This window comes from Microbacterium yannicii PS01 (assembly GCF_000304335.1).
Lineage (GTDB): Bacteria > Actinomycetota > Actinomycetes > Actinomycetales > Microbacteriaceae > Microbacterium > Microbacterium yannicii_A.
Genome location: NZ_CAJF01000027.1, coordinates 12,795 through 30,368 on the forward strand (window position 1 = coordinate 12,795; position 17,574 = coordinate 30,368).

Sequence of the window (17,574 nt, forward strand, 5' to 3'; positions counted from 1 at the left end):
AGCCGATGCCGATCGCCGCCCGCCGGCAGCGTGCCGAGGCATCCCTCGCCACCCGCGTGCAGGGAACGGTGCGCATCGTCGGCGCCGGACTGCTCGGCGCGAGCATCGGCCACGCGCTCAGCGCGCGGGGCGTCGACGTCGCCCTCGACGACACCTCCCCGTCGCAGCTCCGCCTCGCCGTGGACTACGGCGCCGGCCGGCATGCCGCCGACACCGACGAGCCGGCGCTCGTCGTCGTGGCGGTGCCGCCGGATGTGACCGCCGACGTCATCCAGCGTGAGCTGCTGCGCCATCCTCGGGCCGTCGTCACCGACGTGGCGAGCGTCAAGCTCGAGCCGCTGCGCACGCTGCGCGAGCGCGGCGTCGACCTCACCCATTACATCGGTTCGCATCCGCTCGCCGGACGCGAACGCGGCGGAGCCATCTCGGCCCGCGCCGACATCTTCGTCGGTCGGCCCTGGGTCGTGTGCCGCGACGAGGAGACGTCCTCCGCCGACCTCGCCATCGTCGAGGCGCTCGCCCTCGAGCTCGGCGCGACGCCTATCGAGATGACGCCCGACGACCACGACCGCGCCGTCGCGCTCGTCTCGCATGTGCCGCAGCTCGTCGCGAGCCTGCTCGCCGGCCGCTTCGTCGACGCGCCCGACGGCTCCTTGCGCCTGGCCGGGCAGGGCGTGCGCGATACGACGCGGATCGCCGCGTCGGCGCCCGAGCTGTGGGTTCAGATCCTGGGCGCGAACGCCGAGCCCGTCGTGGATGTGCTCGACCGGCTCGCCGCCGATCTGACCTCGGTCGCGGATGCGCTGCGCGCGCCGGACGCGCCGGGATCCCGCCGCGCCGTCGCAGACACCATCCGCCGCGGGAACGACGGCGTCGAGCGCCTTCCCGGCAAGCACGGCCAGAATCGCCGGTTCGAGCAGGTCGTCGTCATGGTCGACGACACCCCGGGCCAGCTCGGACGCCTGTTCGGCGAGCTCGGCGAGCTCGGCGTCAACGTCGAAGACCTTCGCCTGGAGCACTCTCCGGGCGCTCAGTTCGGCCTCGCAGAGATCAGTGTCGTCCCCAGCGCCGTACGCGGCGCCGTGGACGGTTTGGAATCCCGTGGCTGGAAGATTGCGAGCAGCACCAATGACTGACCCTTCGACAGGCTCAGGGACCGTGCGCGGGTCAGGGACCGTGCGCGGGTCAGGGACCGTGCGCGGGTCAGGAACCGTGCGCGGCTCAGGGACCGTGAGTGACTCAGGGGCCGTGGGTGGCTCAGGGACCCCTGGAGCGCCGGCGGACGTGACGGTCGTCGCGATCGACGGACCGGCGGGAAGCGGCAAGTCGAGCGTCTCGAAGCAGGTCGCCCGCCGCCTCGGCTTCGGCTTCCTCGACACCGGCGCCGCGTACCGGGCGCTGGCCTGGCACGCCCTCGAGCACGGCATCGACACGTCGGACTCGACATCCGTTCTGGACGTCATGGGCGACTTCGAGTACGCGATATCGCTCGATCCCGACGCCTTCCACGTGCGGGTGGGGGCGACCGATGTGACCGAGGCCATCCGCGAGTCTCGCGTGACCGACGCGGTGAGCGGCGTCGCGCGCGTGCCGGCGGTGCGCCAGTACGTCAACTCTCTCTTCCGTTCCGTCGTGACGAGCTCCGGCCGCCCCGGCGTCGTCATCGAAGGCCGCGACATCACGACCGTCGTGGCGCCCGATGCGCCCGTGCGGATCCTCCTCACCGCGGCGCCCGAAGTGCGCGCGGCCCGCCGCAGCGCCGAACTGACGACGGAGGATGCCGCGGCCGTGGCCGACGCCCTTCACCGCCGCGACGCCTCAGACTCCGCTGTCGTCGACTTCCTCACCGCCGCGCCCGGCGTCGAGGTCGTCGACTCCAGCCACCTCGATTTCGATCAGACCGTGGACGCCGTGCTCGGCGTGATCCGCAGCATCCTGCCCGCGTCCGATCCCGTGCAGACAGGAGGCCGACATGGCCGCTGACGACCGTTCCGCCCAGACGCCCGATGGCGCCGCCGACGATTACGAGGCCGGCGAGGATCACCTCGCCGAGAACCTCGCCGCGATCGACGACGAGCTCGCCGAACAGCGCGCAGCGGCACTGCGCGTCGGGCTCGAGGACTACGAGCTCGACGAGGAGGATGCGGAGCTGCTCGAGGGGCTGGTCCGTGGCGAGGATGGCATCGAGTACCTGCCGGCGCTTCCCGTCGTCGCGATCGTGGGCCGCCCGAACGTGGGCAAGTCCGCCCTGGTGAACCGCATCCTGGGTCGCCGGGAAGCCGTCGTCGAAGACACGCCCGGCGTCACGCGCGACCGCGTGACGTACAAGGCCGAGTGGATGGATCGCCGGTTCACGCTCGTCGACACCGGCGGGTGGGAGCCCGACGCGCGCGGGATCGACCGGTCCGTGGCGGCGCAGGCCGAGGTCGCGATCGACCTGTCGGACGTGGTGCTGTTCGTCGTAGACGCGATGGTGGGCGCCACCTCCACCGACGAGCACGTCGTCCGGCTGCTGCGCAAGAGCGGCAAGCCCGTGTTCCTCGTCGCGAACAAGGTCGACGACGCCCGTCAGGAGCCGGAGGCCGCCGCGCTGTGGAACCTCGGTCTCGGTGAGCCGCGTCCGGTGTCGGCGATCCACGGTCGCGGCGTCGCCGACCTCCTCGACGAGCTCATGAAGGTGCTTCCCGACGTCTCGGCCGTCGCCAAGCAGGAGATCGGCGGGCCGCGTCGCGTCGCGATCCTGGGGCGCCCCAACGTGGGCAAGAGCTCCCTCCTGAACAAGGCGGCGGGCGAGGAGCGCGTGGTCGTCAACGAGCTGGCGGGCACCACCCGCGATCCCGTGGACGAGATCGTCGAGGTCGGCGGCAAGATGTGGCGCTTCGTCGACACCGCGGGCATCCGCCGTCGCGTGCACCTGCAGCAGGGCGCCGACTTCTACGCGTCGCTGCGCACCTCGGCCGCGCTCGAGAAGGCGGAGGTCGCCGTCGTCGTGCTCGACGTGACGCAGCCGCTCAGCGAGCAGGACGTGCGCATCATCGACCTCGTGCTCGAGTCGGGCCGGGCGCTCGTGCTGGCTTTCAACAAGTGGGATCGCCTCAACGACGACGACATGGACGGCCAGGACCGCCGGCGCTACCTCGAGCGCGAGATCGAGCAGGATCTCGCGCACGTCGCGTGGGCTCCGCGTGTCAACATCTCGGCCCGCACCGGCCGCCACCTCGACAAGCTCGTTCCAGCCCTCGAGACGGCGCTCGAGTCGTGGGACCAGCGCATCGCGACGGGCAAGTTCAACGCGTTCCTCTCGGAGCTCGTCGCCGAGCACCCGCACCCGGTCCGCGGGGGCAAGCAGCCGCGCATCCTGTTCGGCACGCAGGCCGCCACGCGGCCGCCGACCTTCGTGCTGTTCACGACGGGCTTCCTCGACCCCGGCTATCGCCGGTTCATCCAGCGTCGCCTCCGCGAGCTGTACGGCTTCGAGGGAACCCCGATCGTCATCAACATGCGCGTGCGCGAGCGTCGCCAGCGCTGACCGAGCACGTGTCGTTTCGGCTCGGGCGGCCTCGGCGCTCGGGCGAGTCACGTGTGCGAGGCTGGCAGGGTGACGATCGAACCTCTCGTTCCCGGTGAGCCGCGGCGTCCTCACGGGCCGCGCGACCCCGGTGACGCGTGGGTGGTGGCGCCGACAGGGGAGCGGTACTGGGGGCGCTTCGGCGCAGCCGGGCTGCTCGCCCTCGATGCCGATCGCGGCGTGCTGCTGCAGCATCGCGTCTCGTGGAGCCACTTCGGCGACACCTGGGCTCTCCCCGGCGGCGCGCGCCACGAGGACGAGTCCGCGTGCGACGCGGCGCTGCGCGAGGCGGCGGAAGAGGCCGGAGTGCCGGATGCCTCGATCCGTCCGCGCTTCCTGAGCGTTCTGGATCTCGGCTACTGGAGCTACACGACCGTCGTCGGCGACGTCGTCGAGCCCTTCGAGCCGGTGATCAGCGATCCCGAGAGCCGTGAGCTCTCGTGGGTTCCGGCGAACGAGGTGACGCGGCATCCGCTGCATCCGGGCTTCGCCGCGTCGTGGCAGGAGCTCCATGCCCTGCTCGGCACACGTCCGACAGTCATCGTCGACGTGGCGAACGTCGTCGGCTCGGTGCCCGACGGCTGGTGGCGCGATCGGGCAGGAGCCGCCGAGCGGATGCTCGCCCGCATCGGCGAGCTCTCGGGCCGCGGCGTCGCGGCCGACGCCCTCGAGCTGCCCGCTCACACCTGGTACCCCGAATTCACGGCGGTCGTCGAGGGGCGGGCACGCGAAGCCACGGCGACGCCGGGTGTCGAGATGGAGCGAGCCGCGGCATCCGGCGACGACGCGATCGCCGCCACCGCCGAGCGCCTCGCGAACGCGGGACGCAGCGTGACCGTCGTCACGAGCGATCGGGGACTGGTGCAGCGCGTCACCGATGTCGGGGCCGCCGCCCGAGGAGCGCATTGGCTGCTCGATCTGCTCGAGTGATCCGTCACCGGCAGGGCTGACCCCGGAGCCGGCGAAAGGAAGCGGGGCCGGCGACCGCAGCCGCCGACCCCGCCTGTCCGATTCGTCGGATCAGTGGGCGAGCATCGCCTCGGCGTCCGCCTCCAGTTCGGCCTCCGCAGGCCTGCGGACGAAGCACGCCAGTACCACAGCGGCCGACGCGATGATCGCGCCGATCAGGAAGGCGCTGTGGATGCCGGACGCAGTCGCGGTCACGGCATCCTCCCCGCTTGCCATCCCGGCTGCGGCGGTCACCGACATGAGGGTGACGAACAGGGCGGTGCCGGCTGCGCCGGCCACCTGCTGGAGCGTGCCGACGATCGCGCTGCCGTGCGGGTACAGCGGGCGGGGCAGCGAGACCAGAGCGGAGGTGAGCAGCGGGGTGAACACGAACCCGAGTCCTAGGTTGAGCGCCATGTGGACGGCCACGATCCATGCGATAGGCGTGTCAGCACCGAACGTCGCCATGCCCCACAGTGCCGTGGCCGCGACGGCCATGCCGGGGATCACCAGCGGAGTCGGGCCGTACTTGTCGAACAGAGCGCCCACGATCGGCGCGATGACGCCCATCAGGATGCCGCCCGGAAGGAGCATGAGGCCGACCGTGAGCGTGTCGAGGCCGAGCACCTGCTGCAGATAGATCGGCAGCAGGACGAGGGAGCCGAACAGTGCCGCCATGACGACGACGACCAGGATGATCGCGAGACTGAACGAGCGCGAGCGGAAGGTGCGCAGGTCGAGCAGCGCAGAATCGGTGCGCTGCAGGCGGAGCTGCCGCACCACGAACGCGACCAGCGACGCGGCGCCCACGACGAGGGGAACCCAGACGGGGACGGGCGCGTGGCCCGACCCGGCTTCGCCGATGGAGCTCAGGCCGTAGATGAGGCCGCCGAAGCCGAGGGCCGAGAGGACCACCGACAGCGCGTCGAAGCGAACCCTCTGCGTCTCGGTCACGTTCCGCACCCAGATGGCTCCGAGCACCAGGGCCAGGGCGGCGATCGGGAGCACGAGCCAGAACATCCAGCGCCAGTCGAGCGCCGACAGGATGATGCCCGACACCGTCGGGCCGACCGCGGGCGCCACCGCGATCACGATCGAGATGACGCCCATCATGCGACCCCGGCGATTCGGCGGGACGATCGACAGCACGGTGGTGAACAGCAGCGGCATCATGATCGCGGTGCCTGACGCCTGAACGATGCGACCGGCCAGCAGCATGTCGAATCCGGGGGCGAGGCCCGCGATGAGCGTCCCCGCGGTGAACAGCGACATCGCCGCGAGGTAGACGCGCCGCAGCGGGAAGCGCTCGAGCAGATACCCCGTCAGCGGGATCACCACGGCCATCGTCAGCAGATACCCCGTGGTCAGCCACTGGGCGGTCGCCGCAGTGATGTCGAGGTCGATCATGAGGCTCGGGAGGGCGACGCTCATGATCGTCTCGTTGAGGATGACGACGAAGGCCGAGGCGACGAGCAGCGCGATGACGGGGCCCGTGCGCACCGCGGGGCGCGCGGTAACGGAGGGTTGCGACGTGAGGGTGGGCGGGTGTTTTTCGAGGGTCACGACGGACTTTCTCTCGGGTCGCGACGGCGGGGCGCACGGCGACGGATCCGGGGCACGGGCGCGTCGTCGGGCCGTGCGGGCAAGGGAAAAGTATATGGCAGTAACTGTCACTTTGACACACCGTGTAGAGTTTCGCGCGTGACCTCGACCTCACCCATCGATTCCGAGAGCGCTCAGAACGAGCCGGCGCTCGGCCTGCGCGAGCGCCGGCGACGCGACACGCTTCGCGAGGTGTCGGATGCCGCAATCGAGCTCTTCGAGCGAAAAGGCGTGCAGGGGACCACGGTCGACGACATCGCCCAGGCCGCGGGCATCTCGCAGCGCACGTTCTTCCGCTACTACCCGACGAAGGAGCACGCCGTCTTCGCCGGCGACGAGGGGTTCGGCACGGTGATGCGCGAGGCGGTGGCGGCCATCCGCGGAGGAGCGCCCGTCGTGGCGGCACTCGAGGCGGGCTGGCTGCGGCTCTTCGACGACTTCGACGCGCAGCCGGCCGAGCACGCGCGGGTCCTCCGGGTCAAGCGACTCATCCACGCTGAGCCGGCTCTCCTCGCCCTGGCGCTCGCGAACGACGCCGAGCACGCCGACGAGTTGACCGACGCCGCCGTCGACGCGGCCGGGGCACAGGCCGATGTGCTCATCGCCCGGGCTCTCGTGGCCGCGGTGTCGACCACCACCCGGCTCGCTTTCGACGAGTGGGCGCGGCGGGTCGAGCTCGGCACACCGGCCAGCGTGCGGGAGATCTATCTGGAGCTGCGCCGCGGCCTCGCCGCCTACGCAGCTCAGCTCGACGCGCCACCGAGCGCGTAGCCGGGCCTCCGCGGGCCTCAGTCCTCGTCTCGGCCGCGCAGACGGTCGATGTCGCGGCGCTCGCGTTTGGTGGGGCGACCGGCGCCACGGTCGCGCACGGGCACGAACGCCGTCAGCTCGCGCGGCGGCGGAGGCGGTGTTCTGTCGTCGACCGCGTCCGCCGCGACGGACGCGCCGACGCGCTTGGAGATCGGCTGCTTGACGACGAGGATCCGGTCGAATCCGTTGATGCGCACGCGCAGCTCATCGCCGGGACGCACCGCCTGGGCGGCCTTCACTCGATCGCCGTTGACTCGCACGTGGCCCGCCCGGCACGCCGTCGTGGCCGCGGATCGCGTCTTGTAGACGCGGATCGCCCAGAGCCACGCGTCGACCCGCACCGATGCGGTTCGGCCTGCGGCATCCGTCATCTCGATATCGTCCCATGTCCGCCGCACGGCGGTCAGCGCGAGAGCTCGAGAGCGACGATCGCGACATCGGGCCGCGGACGCGCCACCTCGCGGAATTCCGCCTGCGCGAACGTCGACACGACGCCGTGGTAAAGGTCGTTCGCGGGCTTCTGGCGTCCTGCTTCAGGATCGACGGGGTAGGCCTCCACGACGCGTGCGCCGGCCTTCCGAGCGTGATCGACGGCGGCGTCGAGGAGCTTCGCGCTCAGGCCCAGACCACGGTGCTCCTTCCGCACGACGAAGCAGCTCACCGCCCACACATCCGGGTCGTCCCACGGTTCTTCGGAGTGCGGTCCGTACTTGCGCGTTCGCGCGAGGCGCACCTGGCGGGTGCGAGGACCGACGCGAACCCAGCCGGCGGGCTCGCCGTCGACATATGCGATGAGAGCGGGCGGGGGACCGGTCGTGATCTCGTCGCGCAGCAGCTTCTCGCGCTCCTGCTGGGTGAGCTTGTCGAACTGGGCGCCCGACATCATCCACCACTGGCACTGGCACCCCTTGCCGTCTCCGCCGCCGCTCAGGGCGTGCTCGGCGTCGTCGAAGCGGTCGGCGGTGGCGGGCTGGATCGTGATCTTCGCCATTCCGTGACGGTATCCCCGGCAGCCGACACCGGCAAGACGACGGGATGCCGCACCCCGCCTCCGCCGGTTCGCGCGCGCATCGGCGAGCGGGTAGGATAGTCGAGTTGCCCGCGCGCGAGCGGGGGCATCGGGATGTGGCGCAGCTTGGTAGCGCACTTGACTGGGGGTCAAGGGGTCGCAGGTTCAAATCCTGTCATCCCGACAGCATGCGAGAGGGTCGGCCGGAAGGCCGGCCCTCTCGCTTTTCCGTGAAGCAGCGGACAGCTTCGCCCCTCAGACTGGAACACATGGCCTTCACGCGCGCCGAACTCGCGCAGTTCCGGGATCGAAGCGCTCCGGACCTGATGCCCCAGCGTCCCCGACTGGTCTTCGTCGGCATCAATCCGGGGCTGTGGACGGCCGCGACGGGAGTGCACTTCGCTCACCCGGGGAACCGGTTCTATCCCGCCCTCGTCGCGGCCGGGATCATCCCCCGGATGCCCGAGGTGACGAGCGACGGGATGCCGGAGCCCGACCGTCGCATGTTCCTCGAGGCGGGCATCGGCATCTCGAACATCGTGCACCGTGCCACGGCCCGAGCTGACGAGCTCGACCGCATGGAGCTGCGGGAGGGGGCCGAGCGCCTTGCAGCCGACGTCGAACGGTGGCGTACGCCGGTCGTGGCGATCGTCGGGCTCACGGCGTATCGGCAGGGCTTCGGCATCCCACGGGCGACGAGTGGCCGCCAGCCGGAACAGCTGGGCGGCGCCGAGCTCTGGGTCGTCCCGAACCCGAGCGGGTTGAACGCGCACGACACCGTCGCCTCGCTGGCCGAGGCGTATGCCGAGCCGGCACGGGCGGCCGGGGTGATCGAGTGACAGCCTCCGAAGCGAGGGGCCCGCGGCATCCGTTCACCGGGCGCCGCCGGATCGCCGCCGTCGTCGCGCTCGCCGCCGTGATCGGGTCCGGTCTGGCCGTTCACTCGCTGCTGCCCGACACAGCGGCGACCGACATCGCGGGCGATGCGCTCTACGCCGCCGCCGTCTCTCTGGCGCTCGCGTTCGTCGCACCGCGGTGGCGGGCGATGGCCGTCGCCGGCTTCGCTGCCGCGTGGTGCGTCGCGGTGGAGCTCTTCCAGCTGACGGGGATCCCGCTGGTCCTCGGCGCGCAGTTCCCGCCGGCGATGCTCGTGCTCGGCACGGTCTTCGATGGCCGGGACCTCGTGATCTACCTGACCGTGATCGCCCTCCTTGCGGTGGTCGACGTCGCCACGGCGCATCGCCTGGGCGCGCATCACGACGGGGTGAATCACGAGATGACTGCCTCGGCTTGCTGCAATCGCGATCCCCGCCGACGATAGAACAATGGGGGAGGACACGACATCGCAGCGACGCATCGCCCGGTTCGCGATCATCGGGGGCGTCGCGGCGCTGATCATCGCCGCTGTGCTCGTCGCGCTGTGGATCACGCGGCCTGACGACCCTTCGGCATCCACTCCGACGCCGTCGGCGAGCGAGACGCGCGCGCCGTCTCCTGTCGCATCCCCGACCGACACGCCGGCGCCTCCGCCGCCCGGGTTTCCCGCGGACACCGCGTCGTACGACCTTGCCTCGCTGCCGCAGGTCACCGTGTTCTCGGTGGTGCCGGCGCTGCCGGTCGACGATGCTCCCTTCACCGTCCCCACGGAGGAGCGCGCGCTGCCGCGGGGGGATGGCGCGCCGGTGTGGGCCGACCCGAACGCCGATCCGGTCGCCTACCTTCCGCGGTCGTACGACTACGGCGGCACAACGGTGCCGATCGTGGAGCGCCAGGAGCACTGGGTCAGAGTCCTCCTGGTCGGCCGCCAGGCGGTGCCGTCTCAGGGCAACCCCGCACAGGTGACCGGGTGGCTGCGCACCGCCGACGTCGAGATCTCACCGGCGCCCGAGAGCGTCGTCGTCAGCATTTCGGCGCGCACGATCGACATCGTGCGCGACGGCGTCGCCGAGCGCATCGCCTCGGACTTCGCGTGGGGCACCGATGCGACACCGACACCGGTCGGCCGTTCGTACATCATGACCACGCAGGTCGTTCCCGAGTACGGCTACACCCGCGGGCACCCCATCGTGTACCTGTCGGTGCAGTCGCCGACGCTGGACGGCTTCGGGGGAGCGGATGTCGCGGTGACGGCCTTCCATTACCACGACGCCCGCTCGGGTGCGATCTCGAACGGATGCCTGCGGGTCGATCCCGATGCGATCACGAAGCTCGCCGCGCTGCCGCTCGGGACCCCGGTCATCGTCAACCCCTGAGGGCCCGTACCTCTTACCCCGAGCGGGACTCCACGAACGGTCGCGAGGCGTCGACGATCCGGCGCAGGCACACTGTGACCGCCATGTCGTCGGCGACGGCGGAGGCCGTTGCGCGACCCTCGGCGTCGAGCGCGCGCTGACAACCGTCCACGGCCGCGGTGGCGGCATCCAGTCGATCGGGTGCTTCGTCCGCCCCGATGGGCGTCGCGACGACATCGGCCGCGCGAGTGATCGCGATCACGAGGAGCGCGCGGTACGGCGATTCCAGGCTGGAGCCGCCACGGCTCTCGATGCTCAGCAGCAGGTCGACGAGGTCACGCGTGAGGAATGAGACGCGTTCCAGCGCCGCCAAGCGGTGGGCGTTCTCGTCCTGCACGGCGTTCTGCTCCGCGACGCGCCTGCGGCGGCGCGGATTGCCCCGCCGACTCTCTTCGGCCTCATGGACCTCGTCGCCCACGGCGGCGATCGTGGCGCTCAGGTCGTCGAGGGCGGCCTCGAAGCGCTCGGCATCGAGGTGGCCGGTCCCGACCGCCTCCGACAGCTCGTGAAGGCGATCGGTCACGGCGGCGCGCAAGACAGACAGACGCTCGCTCGCGCGACGCAGGTACAGCGGCGGGAAGACGATCAGATTCACGGCCAGTCCGACCAGGACGCCGAACGCCATCGTCACCAGGTAGGAGACCGAGAAGCCGTCGGCGTCACTGCCCCCCAGCAGCAGAACGAACAGGGCGGCGAGGGTGACCCAGTCGCCGCCTGCCCCGAGCCGGCGGATGCCACCGAGGATCACGCCGACGGCCACCACGACGGCCAGGCCCATCCCGGCGGGTGCCCCCGCGCGGACGAGGAGCAGACCGCCGAGCCCGATCGCGATGCCGAGGGCGAGCCCGATCAGGGCCTCGAGTCCCACGCGCGCCGACCGGGCGAGTGTGGGGTACATCGTCACGAGTGCGCCCAGCGGCGCGTAATACGAGTACTGGTCCTCGGCGAACGGGATGAGCGGTGCCAGGTACCAGGCGAGTACCGCGGCGAGTGCGGTCTTGGCGGCCAGCAGCAGCCGCGACTGATTGGCGACTTCGGCCGTCCATGCGCTCACTCGTCGGCGTGCCTTGATCGTGCGCTTCTCGGTCACACGGCTCCCCTCCGCGATCGTCCGGGCGGTGGTCGCCCCGAACGTGTGAACCCCCGCTACCGTAGGGCGTGCACCTGAGCGAACCGTGCACTACGACCCCCCGTGGCGCCCGCGGCGCTCCCTTCGGAAGGACTCCCATGCAGCAGCGCACCCTCGGTCGCACCGGTCGATCGGTGTCGGCGATCGGTCTCGGCACGTGGCAGCTCGGCGCCGACTGGGGCGCGGTGAGCGAGGACGATGCGACCGCGGTGCTCGCGGCATCCGTCGAGCGCGGCGTGACGCTGTTCGACACCGCCGATGTCTATGGCGACGGGCGGAGCGAGTCGATCATCGGCCGCTTCCTCGCAGGGCGCGGCGACCACGGGGTGACGGTGGCGACGAAGATGGGCCGGCGGCTGGCGCAGGAGCCCGAGAACTACACACCCGAGAACTTCCGCGCGTGGACCGAACGGTCGCGCCGCAACCTCGGCGTCGAGACGCTCGATCTCGTGCAGCTGCACTGCCCCCCGACGGCCGTGATCGAGGATGCCGCCACGTACGACGCCCTCGACGCCCTCGTGACCGACGGATCGATCGCCGCGTACGGTGTGTCGGTCGAGACGTGTGCGCAGGCGCTCGCCGCCATCGCGAGGCCCAACGTCACCAACGTGCAGATCATCTTCAACCCGTTCCGGCTCAAGCCGCTCGACGAGGTGCTGCCGGCAGCGGCGGATGCCGGTGTCGCTGTGTTCGCGCGCGTGCCCCTCGCCTCGGGCCTGCTGTCGGGCAAGTACACGGCGACGACGACGTTCGCCGCCGACGACCACCGCACCTACAACCGTCACGGCGAGGCGTTCGACCGCGGCGAGACGTTCTCGGGCGTGGACTTCGAAGTCGGGCTCTCCGCCGCGCACGAGCTCGCGGCCGCTCTGCCCGAGGGCGTGACGCTGCCGGCGGCTACGCTCGCGTGGATCGCCGCCCAGCGCGGTGTCACCAGTGCGATCCCCGGGGCTCGCAACGTGCGGCAGGCGCAGTCCAACGCCGGCGCCGGTGCGCTGCTCGAGGGCGGATTCGATGTGGACGCGTTCGACCGGGTCGTCCGCGAGGTGTACGACCGATCGCTGCGAGAGGCCATCCACCCGCTCTGGTGACGCCCGGGCGTACGATCGGGCGGGCTGATCGCGCTCGGCCGCCGCGAGAGTATCGTGTGGCTGTGCCCCTGGCCCCACGCGTCACAGTCGTCGTCCCGTGCCGCGACGACGCCCCGTTCCTGGAAGCCTGCCTGGGTGCGCTCAGCAATCAGACGCGCGTCGCCGATCGCGTGATCGTGGTCGACAACGGCAGCACGGATGCCTCGGCGGCGGTGGCCCGTCGCTACGGGGCCGACGTCATCACCGAGCCGGTGATCGGCATCTGGCCGGCCGCGGCGCGCGGGTACGACGAGGCGATGGCGGACGCCGACATCATCGCGCGGCTCGACGCCGACTCGCGTCCCCATCCCGACTGGGTCGCGCGGCTGGTGCGCGCCTTCGTGAGCGATCCCTCGCTGGGCGTCCTGACCGGGGGAGCGGAGTTCTACGGCGGCACGCCGCTGCAGAACCTGCTCGGCGAGCGCTGGTACGTGGGCGGCGGGCACTACTGGATCAGGAAGTGGCTCGGGATCCCGCTCGTCTTCGGGTCGAACTTCGCCATGCGCACAGCGGTATGGGAGCGGGTGCGGCTGCGCGTCGACCGCGGAAACCCGCGCATCCACGACGATCTGGATCTGACGATCCGGCTCCGCGCGCCCGACGGCGTCCGGTATGACCCGCAGCTGCGGATGCCGGTGTCGGCGCGACCGGTCCAGACCTTCTCGGGTCTGTCGCGCCGCGTGGGCAAGGTCGTGACGACGTTCGCCGCGAGCTGGCCCGAAGGCGCGCCATGGCGCCGGATCGACACCTCGGCGACTGCGTCGCGTGAGCAGACCGCGTGGGCTCCCGAGGCCGACGACTGGGCGGCGGGGTACGGCCGCTGATCTCGATGTCCGCGTGACCGGCTACGGTATGAGCCATGCAGGAGCTCACCGAAGAGGCGCTGGTTGCGGCATCCGTCGACGACGTCTGGGCGGACTTCACCCGCGCCGATCGCCTCCAGGAGTGGATGTGGCCGCCCCGGTTCGAGAGCACGGCGGCGGTAGACCTGCGCGAGCTGGGCCGGTGGGAGCTGCGCTCCGACGTCGCAGAACTCGCGGTCGAGGCGACCATCCTTGCGGTCGATGCCCCCCGGACGCTGCGGCTGGCGTGGCGGTGGGCCGGAGAAGATCATTCGACGGACGTCGAGCTCTTCCTCGAGCCGGCCGCCGATGGCTCCACACGCGTGATCGTGCGTCACTCCGGGTTCGTGTCGGACGAGGAGCGCGCGAGCCACGTCGAAGGCTGGTCCAACTGCCTGCAGCGGCTCGTCGACCGCTACGGTGGGCCGCCGGGCGAGCACCTCTGACGCGGCGTCGGAGGCTTTCGCTAGCCTCGATGACGTGATCATCGAGTTCGACAGCGACGTCTTCCGCTGGAGCGCGCGCGAGGACTCGGCGTGGTTCTTCACCGCCGTCCCGCCCGAGCTGAGCGAAGAGATCCGGGAGATCCCGCGACCCTACCGCGGCTTCGGTGCCGTGCGGGTCCGGGCACGGATCGGCGGGTCCGAGTGGACGACCTCGATCTTCCCCGATTCTTCCGCCGGCTCGTACGTGCTTCCGCTGAAGAAAGCTGTCAGGGATGCCGAATCCCTCGTCGACGGAGGTCCGGTCACAGTCCGGCTCGAAGTGCTGGACGGCTGATCAGGGACTACCGACGTCGGTCGGGAGGCTCATGAAGGATGCTCACGACGACCACCAGGAGTGAGCTTTCACGAGCCGACCTCCGCAGGTGGCGGGAAGGGTTATCAACAGCTCGTACGCGGTCGGTCCCGGCCTGGGGTCGGGGCCGCCTACACTGCGACGGTGCGCACGATCGACGAGGGCCGCTCCACGGCGCGTGACCCGGGCGCTGCGCCCCGCGTTCGATTCGACGCCATCGCGGTGGCGTGCGCGGCCCTGCTGCCTGTCGTCGGGTGGTGGTACCTGTCGGGCGCCTCGGCGAGTGGGGCCTCCGGCGGATCCGGCCCGGATGCCCAGATCTGGGTGCGCGGGGTCCTCGCACTCGCCTACATGTACTTCGCCGTCATCAGCATCGTGCTCACCCGGATCGATATCCGGACGCATCGCCTTCCGAACGCCATCGTCCTTCCGGCGTACCTCGTGGGCGGCGCTCTGCTGACGATCGCGAGCGCCGTGAGCGGAGACTGGTCGGCGCTGCTGCGTGCGGCGATCGGCATGGCGCTCATGTACGGGTTCTACTTCGCGCTGCGGCTCGTTCGGCCGGGTGGGATGGGCGGCGGCGACGTCAAGCTCGCCGGAGTCATCGGGTTGTTCCTGGCCTATCTCGGATGGGGTGCGCTGGCGGTCGGTGTCTTCGCGGCCTTCCTGCTCGGTGGTCTGTTCGGCATGGCGCTCATCCTGCTTCGTCGCGCGGATGGCAAGACGGCGATCCCGTTCGGTCCCTGGATGCTGGCGGGTGCCTGGGCCGGGATCTTCGTCGGCGAGGCGATCGCGTCGGGGTACAGCCGCCTGCTCCCGCCGGGCTGACGGGTCGGGCGGGCACACGACGGGGCCCTCGTCAAGCGGCGATCCCGGTTTTCGCCCCTCGATAGGGTGGCGCCATGAGCGCTTCCCGCGGATTCATGCCACGCCTGATCGCATGGATGCTGTCGATCAAGCCGGTGCGAGTGTGGTTCCACTACTCCGAGCACAGGGGGCCGATGCTCGCCGACAGCATCACGTATCGGGCGCTCTTCTCCGTCTTCGCGGGCGTGCTGCTGGGATTCTCGTTCGCTTCGCTGTGGCTCAGCGGCAATCCGGAGGCGTTCCGCTCGCTCGTCGACGCGGTCGATGCCGCCGTACCGGGACTGGTGGGCGAGGAGGGCCTCATCGATGTCCGTGACATCGAGGCGCCCGCCGGATTCACCCTCGCCGGGATCCTCGGACTCGTCGGGCTGGTCGGCGCCGCGATCGGCGCGATCGGGTCGCTCCGCAGCGCCCTGCGCACGCTCGCCGACAAGGTGCACGACGACGTCTTCTTCGTGTGGGTGCTGCTGCGCAACCTGCTGCTGGCGGTCGCCATCGGCGGCGGCCTGGTGCTCTCGGCGGCGGCGACGTTCGCCGGCACGGCGTTCGTCGACCTCCTGCGCGAGTGGGCGGGCATCGGCCCGGGTCCGATCACCGACCTCGCCACGCGCGGCGTATCGCTCGCCGTCGTGTTCGTGCTGGACGCCGCCATGGTCGCGCTGGCCTTCCGGACGCTGAGCGGCGTGCGGCCGGGAGCTCGCTCGCTCTGGACCGGAGCGCTGATCGGCGCCGTCGGTCTCACGGTGCTCCAGCAGCTGTCGGGCCTGTTCGTCCGGGGCGCGGGCTCCAACCCCCTGCTGGCGTCCTTCGCCGCGCTGATCGCCCTGCTGCTGTGGATGAACCTGTCGTCGCAGGTGATCCTCCTCGCCTCCACGTGGGTCATCGTGGGGGAGCGCGAGCGCGTCGATCGCGTGCGTGAGCGGCACGGCTCGCCGACGTTCGCTCTGCGTCGCGTCCGCCGCGCCGAGGACGCGGTGGCGGTCGCGAGCGAAGAGCTGCGTCTCGCCCGCGACGAGGCCGACGCCGAGCGGGCGAAGTCATGAGCGGCGTTCCTGTCTTCACCGTCGAGCAGGTGCGCACGGCGGAGTCGTCGCTCCTCGCGTCGGGGGAGCCGCTCATGGCCAGAGCGGCCGCCGCCCTCGCACAGGTGGTGCGCGACGAGTTCGACCGCGACCACGCGGGCGCGGATGCCCGGCCGCCACGCGGCGTTCCTTCGACCCACGCGCAGCACGTGCTCGTTCTGGCCGGCAGCGGCGACAACGGCGGGGACGCTTTGTACGCCGCGGCGCTGCTCGCCGACGAGATGGACGTGGACGTGCTCACCGTGGGCGCGCGGGTGCACGAGACGGGTCTCGCGACCGCGCTCGGTGCCGGCGCGCGCCGCGTCGAGCTGCCCGCCGTGCGCGAGGGCGCCGTCGACTACGATCTCGTTCTCGACGGCATCCTGGGAATCGGCGCGACGAAGGACCCGACGCTGCGCGGCACGGCTCGTGAGGCCGTCCAGGCGCTGCTCCCGGCGGTCGCCGACGGGCGATCGAGGGTGATCGCCGTCGATCTGCCGAGCGGTCTGCACCCCGACACCGGTGCGGCAGGCGACATCGTGATGCCGGCATCCGTCACGGTCACGTTCGGCGCGGTGAAGGCCGGGCTGACGCGGGACCGCGGTCCCGCGCTGGCCGGCGAGGTGGTGCTCGCCGACATCGGCCTCGGTCCCGAGCTCGACGGGTTCGCGCCTGTCGGCGAGGTGACGGTGTCGCGCGTGGTGCGCCACCGGTCCGGCCGCTGAACAGCCCCCGCGCCCGGCGAGCGCTCAGCGTGCGTAGAGCTCGACGAAGGTGCGGAGCATGCGGCTCGGGTGCGAGACGGCGGCGCGTCGGACGGCGGCGAGCGTCAGCTCGAGCTCGTCGACCGCGAAGTAGCCGTGCCCCGCGTACGCGTGGATGCGCGTGGTGATGCCTTCGAGGTCGAGCTCGGGATGGAACTGCGTGGCATAGATGTTCCGGCGCACCTTGAACATCTGCACCGGGCACGCCGGCGATGAGGCGAGGAGGGTCGCCCGCGCGGGGAGGCCGGACATCCCCTCCTTGTGCCCCACGAAGGCGTCGAATGTGCTCGGCAGTCCGGTCAGCAGGGGATCGGATGCCGCAGCCTCGGTCAGCGTGACGGGCACGACGCTGATCGGCTCGCCGTACCGGCGATCGATCGTCGCCCCTTGGTGCGCGCCGAGCGTTCCGATGCCGTAACAGGCCCCGAGGAACGGGAAGTCGCGCTGCACCACCTGGTCGAGCAGCGCCTGGAACTCGGCCTCGACGCGACGCTGGACGACGGACTTCTCGCCCGGCGGGTCGGAGGCGTTGAACGGTCCTCCGCCGACGAAGATCCCGGACAGTCCGTCGAGCTCGAGTGCCGGCATCGGGCCGGCCTCGAGCCGGACGCGCATCAGGTCGCGCTCCTCGAGGCCGGTATAGCGCAGGAAGAGCTCGTACTCCTCGTCGGCCGGCACATCCTCGGCGCGGGTGGCGAGGAGGACGAACGGCTTCACCACACCACCCTAGACGGAGCGACGGATGCCTCGGACCG

General features: G+C 71.1%; 20 protein-coding genes and 1 tRNA gene. 16 read left to right on the forward strand and 5 right to left on the reverse strand.

Features of this window, described 5'->3' with window-relative positions:
* Nucleotides 1-5: 5 nt before the first annotated feature.
* The 4 genes from WYM_RS14395 to WYM_RS14410 all read left to right on the forward strand — a co-directional run bounded on the left by WYM_RS14395 (nucleotide 6) and on the right by WYM_RS14410 (nucleotide 4,498).
* Nucleotides 6-1,136: a prephenate dehydrogenase gene (locus tag WYM_RS14395; protein WP_051008141.1), complete on the forward strand. Its 1,131-nt coding sequence runs from the start codon at nucleotides 6-8 to the stop codon at nucleotides 1,134-1,136.
* A 148-nt stretch (nucleotides 1,137-1,284) separates the two neighbouring features.
* Nucleotides 1,285-1,983 (forward strand): (d)CMP kinase, encoded by a 699-nt coding sequence (gene cmk / locus WYM_RS14400; RefSeq protein ID WP_019181551.1) that lies wholly within the window; start codon nucleotides 1,285-1,287, stop codon nucleotides 1,981-1,983.
* Nucleotides 1,973-3,529, forward strand: a complete 1,557-nt coding sequence (der, locus tag WYM_RS14405) for a ribosome biogenesis GTPase Der (RefSeq protein ID WP_019181552.1) — start codon at nucleotides 1,973-1,975, stop codon at nucleotides 3,527-3,529. The genes cmk and der overlap by 11 nt, the downstream gene beginning before the upstream one ends.
* Before the next feature lie 69 nt (nucleotides 3,530-3,598).
* Nucleotides 3,599-4,498 (forward strand): NUDIX domain-containing protein, encoded by a 900-nt coding sequence (locus tag WYM_RS14410; RefSeq protein ID WP_019181553.1) that lies wholly within the window; start codon nucleotides 3,599-3,601, stop codon nucleotides 4,496-4,498.
* 90 nt (nucleotides 4,499-4,588) lie between these two features.
* On the opposite strand, the gene WYM_RS14415 is transcribed toward WYM_RS14410, so the two are convergent.
* Entirely contained in the window at nucleotides 4,589-6,016 is a 1,428-nt protein-coding gene (locus WYM_RS14415) for a DHA2 family efflux MFS transporter permease subunit (protein WP_019181554.1), read from the reverse strand.
* Nucleotides 6,017-6,217: 201 nt separating this feature from the next.
* On the opposite strand from WYM_RS14415, the gene WYM_RS20360 reads away from it, so the two are divergent.
* Complete coding sequence (locus tag WYM_RS20360) at nucleotides 6,218-6,889, forward strand: TetR family transcriptional regulator (protein WP_019181555.1); 672 nt, start codon at nucleotides 6,218-6,220, stop codon at nucleotides 6,887-6,889.
* A 17-nt stretch (nucleotides 6,890-6,906) separates the two neighbouring features.
* Here the strand turns inward: WYM_RS20360 and WYM_RS14425 are convergent, their stop codons facing one another.
* Nucleotides 6,907-7,299 carry an RNA-binding S4 domain-containing protein gene (locus WYM_RS14425; protein WP_019181556.1) on the reverse strand — a complete coding sequence of 131 codons (393 nt, stop codon included), beginning with the start codon at nucleotides 7,297-7,299 and terminating at the stop codon, nucleotides 6,907-6,909.
* Nucleotides 7,300-7,331: 32 nt separating this feature from the next.
* The gene (locus tag WYM_RS14430; RefSeq protein WP_019181557.1) at nucleotides 7,332-7,919 is read right to left on the reverse strand and encodes a GNAT family N-acetyltransferase; all 588 of its coding nucleotides are present in this window, start codon (nucleotides 7,917-7,919) and stop codon (nucleotides 7,332-7,334) included.
* Nucleotides 7,920-8,047: 128 nt separating this feature from the next.
* On the opposite strand from WYM_RS14430, the gene WYM_RS14435 reads away from it, so the two are divergent.
* From WYM_RS14435 to WYM_RS14450, 4 genes are all read left to right on the forward strand, one after another.
* Nucleotides 8,048-8,121, forward strand: a tRNA-Pro gene (locus tag WYM_RS14435).
* A gap of 85 nt (nucleotides 8,122-8,206) precedes the next feature.
* The gene (locus WYM_RS14440; RefSeq protein WP_019181558.1) at nucleotides 8,207-8,776 is read left to right on the forward strand and encodes a mismatch-specific DNA-glycosylase; all 570 of its coding nucleotides are present in this window, start codon (nucleotides 8,207-8,209) and stop codon (nucleotides 8,774-8,776) included.
* On the forward strand, nucleotides 8,773-9,258 hold the full coding sequence (locus WYM_RS20365; RefSeq protein ID WP_019181559.1) for a DUF2809 domain-containing protein: 486 nt from the start codon (nucleotides 8,773-8,775) through the stop codon (nucleotides 9,256-9,258). The genes WYM_RS14440 and WYM_RS20365 overlap by 4 nt, the downstream gene beginning before the upstream one ends.
* A 4-nt stretch (nucleotides 9,259-9,262) precedes the next feature.
* Nucleotides 9,263-10,189, forward strand: a complete 927-nt coding sequence (locus tag WYM_RS14450) for a L,D-transpeptidase (RefSeq protein ID WP_019181560.1) — start codon at nucleotides 9,263-9,265, stop codon at nucleotides 10,187-10,189.
* Nucleotides 10,190-10,202: 13 nt separating this feature from the next.
* Here the strand turns inward: WYM_RS14450 and WYM_RS14455 are convergent, their stop codons facing one another.
* Nucleotides 10,203-11,318 (reverse strand): FUSC family protein, encoded by a 1,116-nt coding sequence (locus tag WYM_RS14455; RefSeq protein WP_019181561.1) that lies wholly within the window; start codon nucleotides 11,316-11,318, stop codon nucleotides 10,203-10,205.
* Between the two features lie 137 nt (nucleotides 11,319-11,455).
* Between WYM_RS14455 and WYM_RS14460 the strand changes: the two genes are divergently transcribed.
* The 7 genes from WYM_RS14460 to WYM_RS14490 all read left to right on the forward strand — a co-directional run bounded on the left by WYM_RS14460 (nucleotide 11,456) and on the right by WYM_RS14490 (nucleotide 16,780).
* On the forward strand, nucleotides 11,456-12,448 hold the full coding sequence (locus WYM_RS14460; protein ID WP_019181562.1) for an aldo/keto reductase: 993 nt from the start codon (nucleotides 11,456-11,458) through the stop codon (nucleotides 12,446-12,448).
* Nucleotides 12,449-12,510: 62 nt separating this feature from the next.
* A complete protein-coding gene (locus WYM_RS20370; RefSeq protein ID WP_019181563.1) occupies nucleotides 12,511-13,311 on the forward strand; it encodes a glycosyltransferase family 2 protein in 801 nt (266 codons plus the stop codon).
* A gap of 35 nt (nucleotides 13,312-13,346) precedes the next feature.
* Nucleotides 13,347-13,775, forward strand: a complete 429-nt coding sequence (locus WYM_RS14470) for an SRPBCC family protein (RefSeq protein WP_019181564.1) — start codon at nucleotides 13,347-13,349, stop codon at nucleotides 13,773-13,775.
* 34 nt (nucleotides 13,776-13,809) lie between these two features.
* Nucleotides 13,810-14,109 carry a DUF1905 domain-containing protein gene (locus WYM_RS14475; protein WP_026059833.1) on the forward strand — a complete coding sequence of 100 codons (300 nt, stop codon included), beginning with the start codon at nucleotides 13,810-13,812 and terminating at the stop codon, nucleotides 14,107-14,109.
* Between the two features lie 162 nt (nucleotides 14,110-14,271).
* The gene (locus WYM_RS20375; RefSeq protein ID WP_019181566.1) at nucleotides 14,272-14,955 is read left to right on the forward strand and encodes a prepilin peptidase; all 684 of its coding nucleotides are present in this window, start codon (nucleotides 14,272-14,274) and stop codon (nucleotides 14,953-14,955) included.
* 74 nt (nucleotides 14,956-15,029) lie between these two features.
* Entirely contained in the window at nucleotides 15,030-16,037 is a 1,008-nt protein-coding gene (locus tag WYM_RS14485) for a YihY/virulence factor BrkB family protein (RefSeq protein ID WP_019181567.1), read from the forward strand.
* Nucleotides 16,034-16,780, forward strand: a complete 747-nt coding sequence (locus tag WYM_RS14490; protein ID WP_019181568.1) for an NAD(P)H-hydrate epimerase — start codon at nucleotides 16,034-16,036, stop codon at nucleotides 16,778-16,780. The genes WYM_RS14485 and WYM_RS14490 overlap by 4 nt, the downstream gene beginning before the upstream one ends.
* Nucleotides 16,781-16,804: 24 nt before the next feature.
* Here WYM_RS14490 and WYM_RS14495 read toward each other — a convergent pair whose 3' ends face one another.
* On the reverse strand, nucleotides 16,805-17,536 hold the full coding sequence (locus WYM_RS14495; RefSeq protein ID WP_026059834.1) for a glutamine amidotransferase: 732 nt from the start codon (nucleotides 17,534-17,536) through the stop codon (nucleotides 16,805-16,807).
* Between the last annotated feature and the right edge of the window lie 38 nt (nucleotides 17,537-17,574).

Coding starts and splice junctions, on each gene's coding strand:
- WYM_RS14470 (WP_019181564.1), top strand. CDS start 13,347: ATGCAGGAGCTCACCGAAGAGGCGCTGGTTGCGGCATCCGTCGACGAC.
- WYM_RS14425 (WP_019181556.1), bottom strand. CDS start 7,299: ATGACGGATGCCGCAGGCCGAACCGCATCGGTGCGGGTCGACGCGTGG.
- der (WP_019181552.1), top strand. CDS start 1,973: ATGGCCGCTGACGACCGTTCCGCCCAGACGCCCGATGGCGCCGCCGAC.
- WYM_RS14490 (WP_019181568.1), top strand. CDS start 16,034: ATGAGCGGCGTTCCTGTCTTCACCGTCGAGCAGGTGCGCACGGCGGAG.
- WYM_RS14485 (WP_019181567.1), top strand. CDS start 15,030: ATGAGCGCTTCCCGCGGATTCATGCCACGCCTGATCGCATGGATGCTG.
- WYM_RS14450 (WP_019181560.1), top strand. CDS start 9,263: ATGGGGGAGGACACGACATCGCAGCGACGCATCGCCCGGTTCGCGATC.
- WYM_RS14460 (WP_019181562.1), top strand. CDS start 11,456: ATGCAGCAGCGCACCCTCGGTCGCACCGGTCGATCGGTGTCGGCGATC.
- WYM_RS14430 (WP_019181557.1), bottom strand. CDS start 7,919: ATGGCGAAGATCACGATCCAGCCCGCCACCGCCGACCGCTTCGACGAC.
- WYM_RS14440 (WP_019181558.1), top strand. CDS start 8,207: ATGGCCTTCACGCGCGCCGAACTCGCGCAGTTCCGGGATCGAAGCGCT.
- WYM_RS14395 (WP_051008141.1), top strand. CDS start 6: ATGCCGATCGCCGCCCGCCGGCAGCGTGCCGAGGCATCCCTCGCCACC.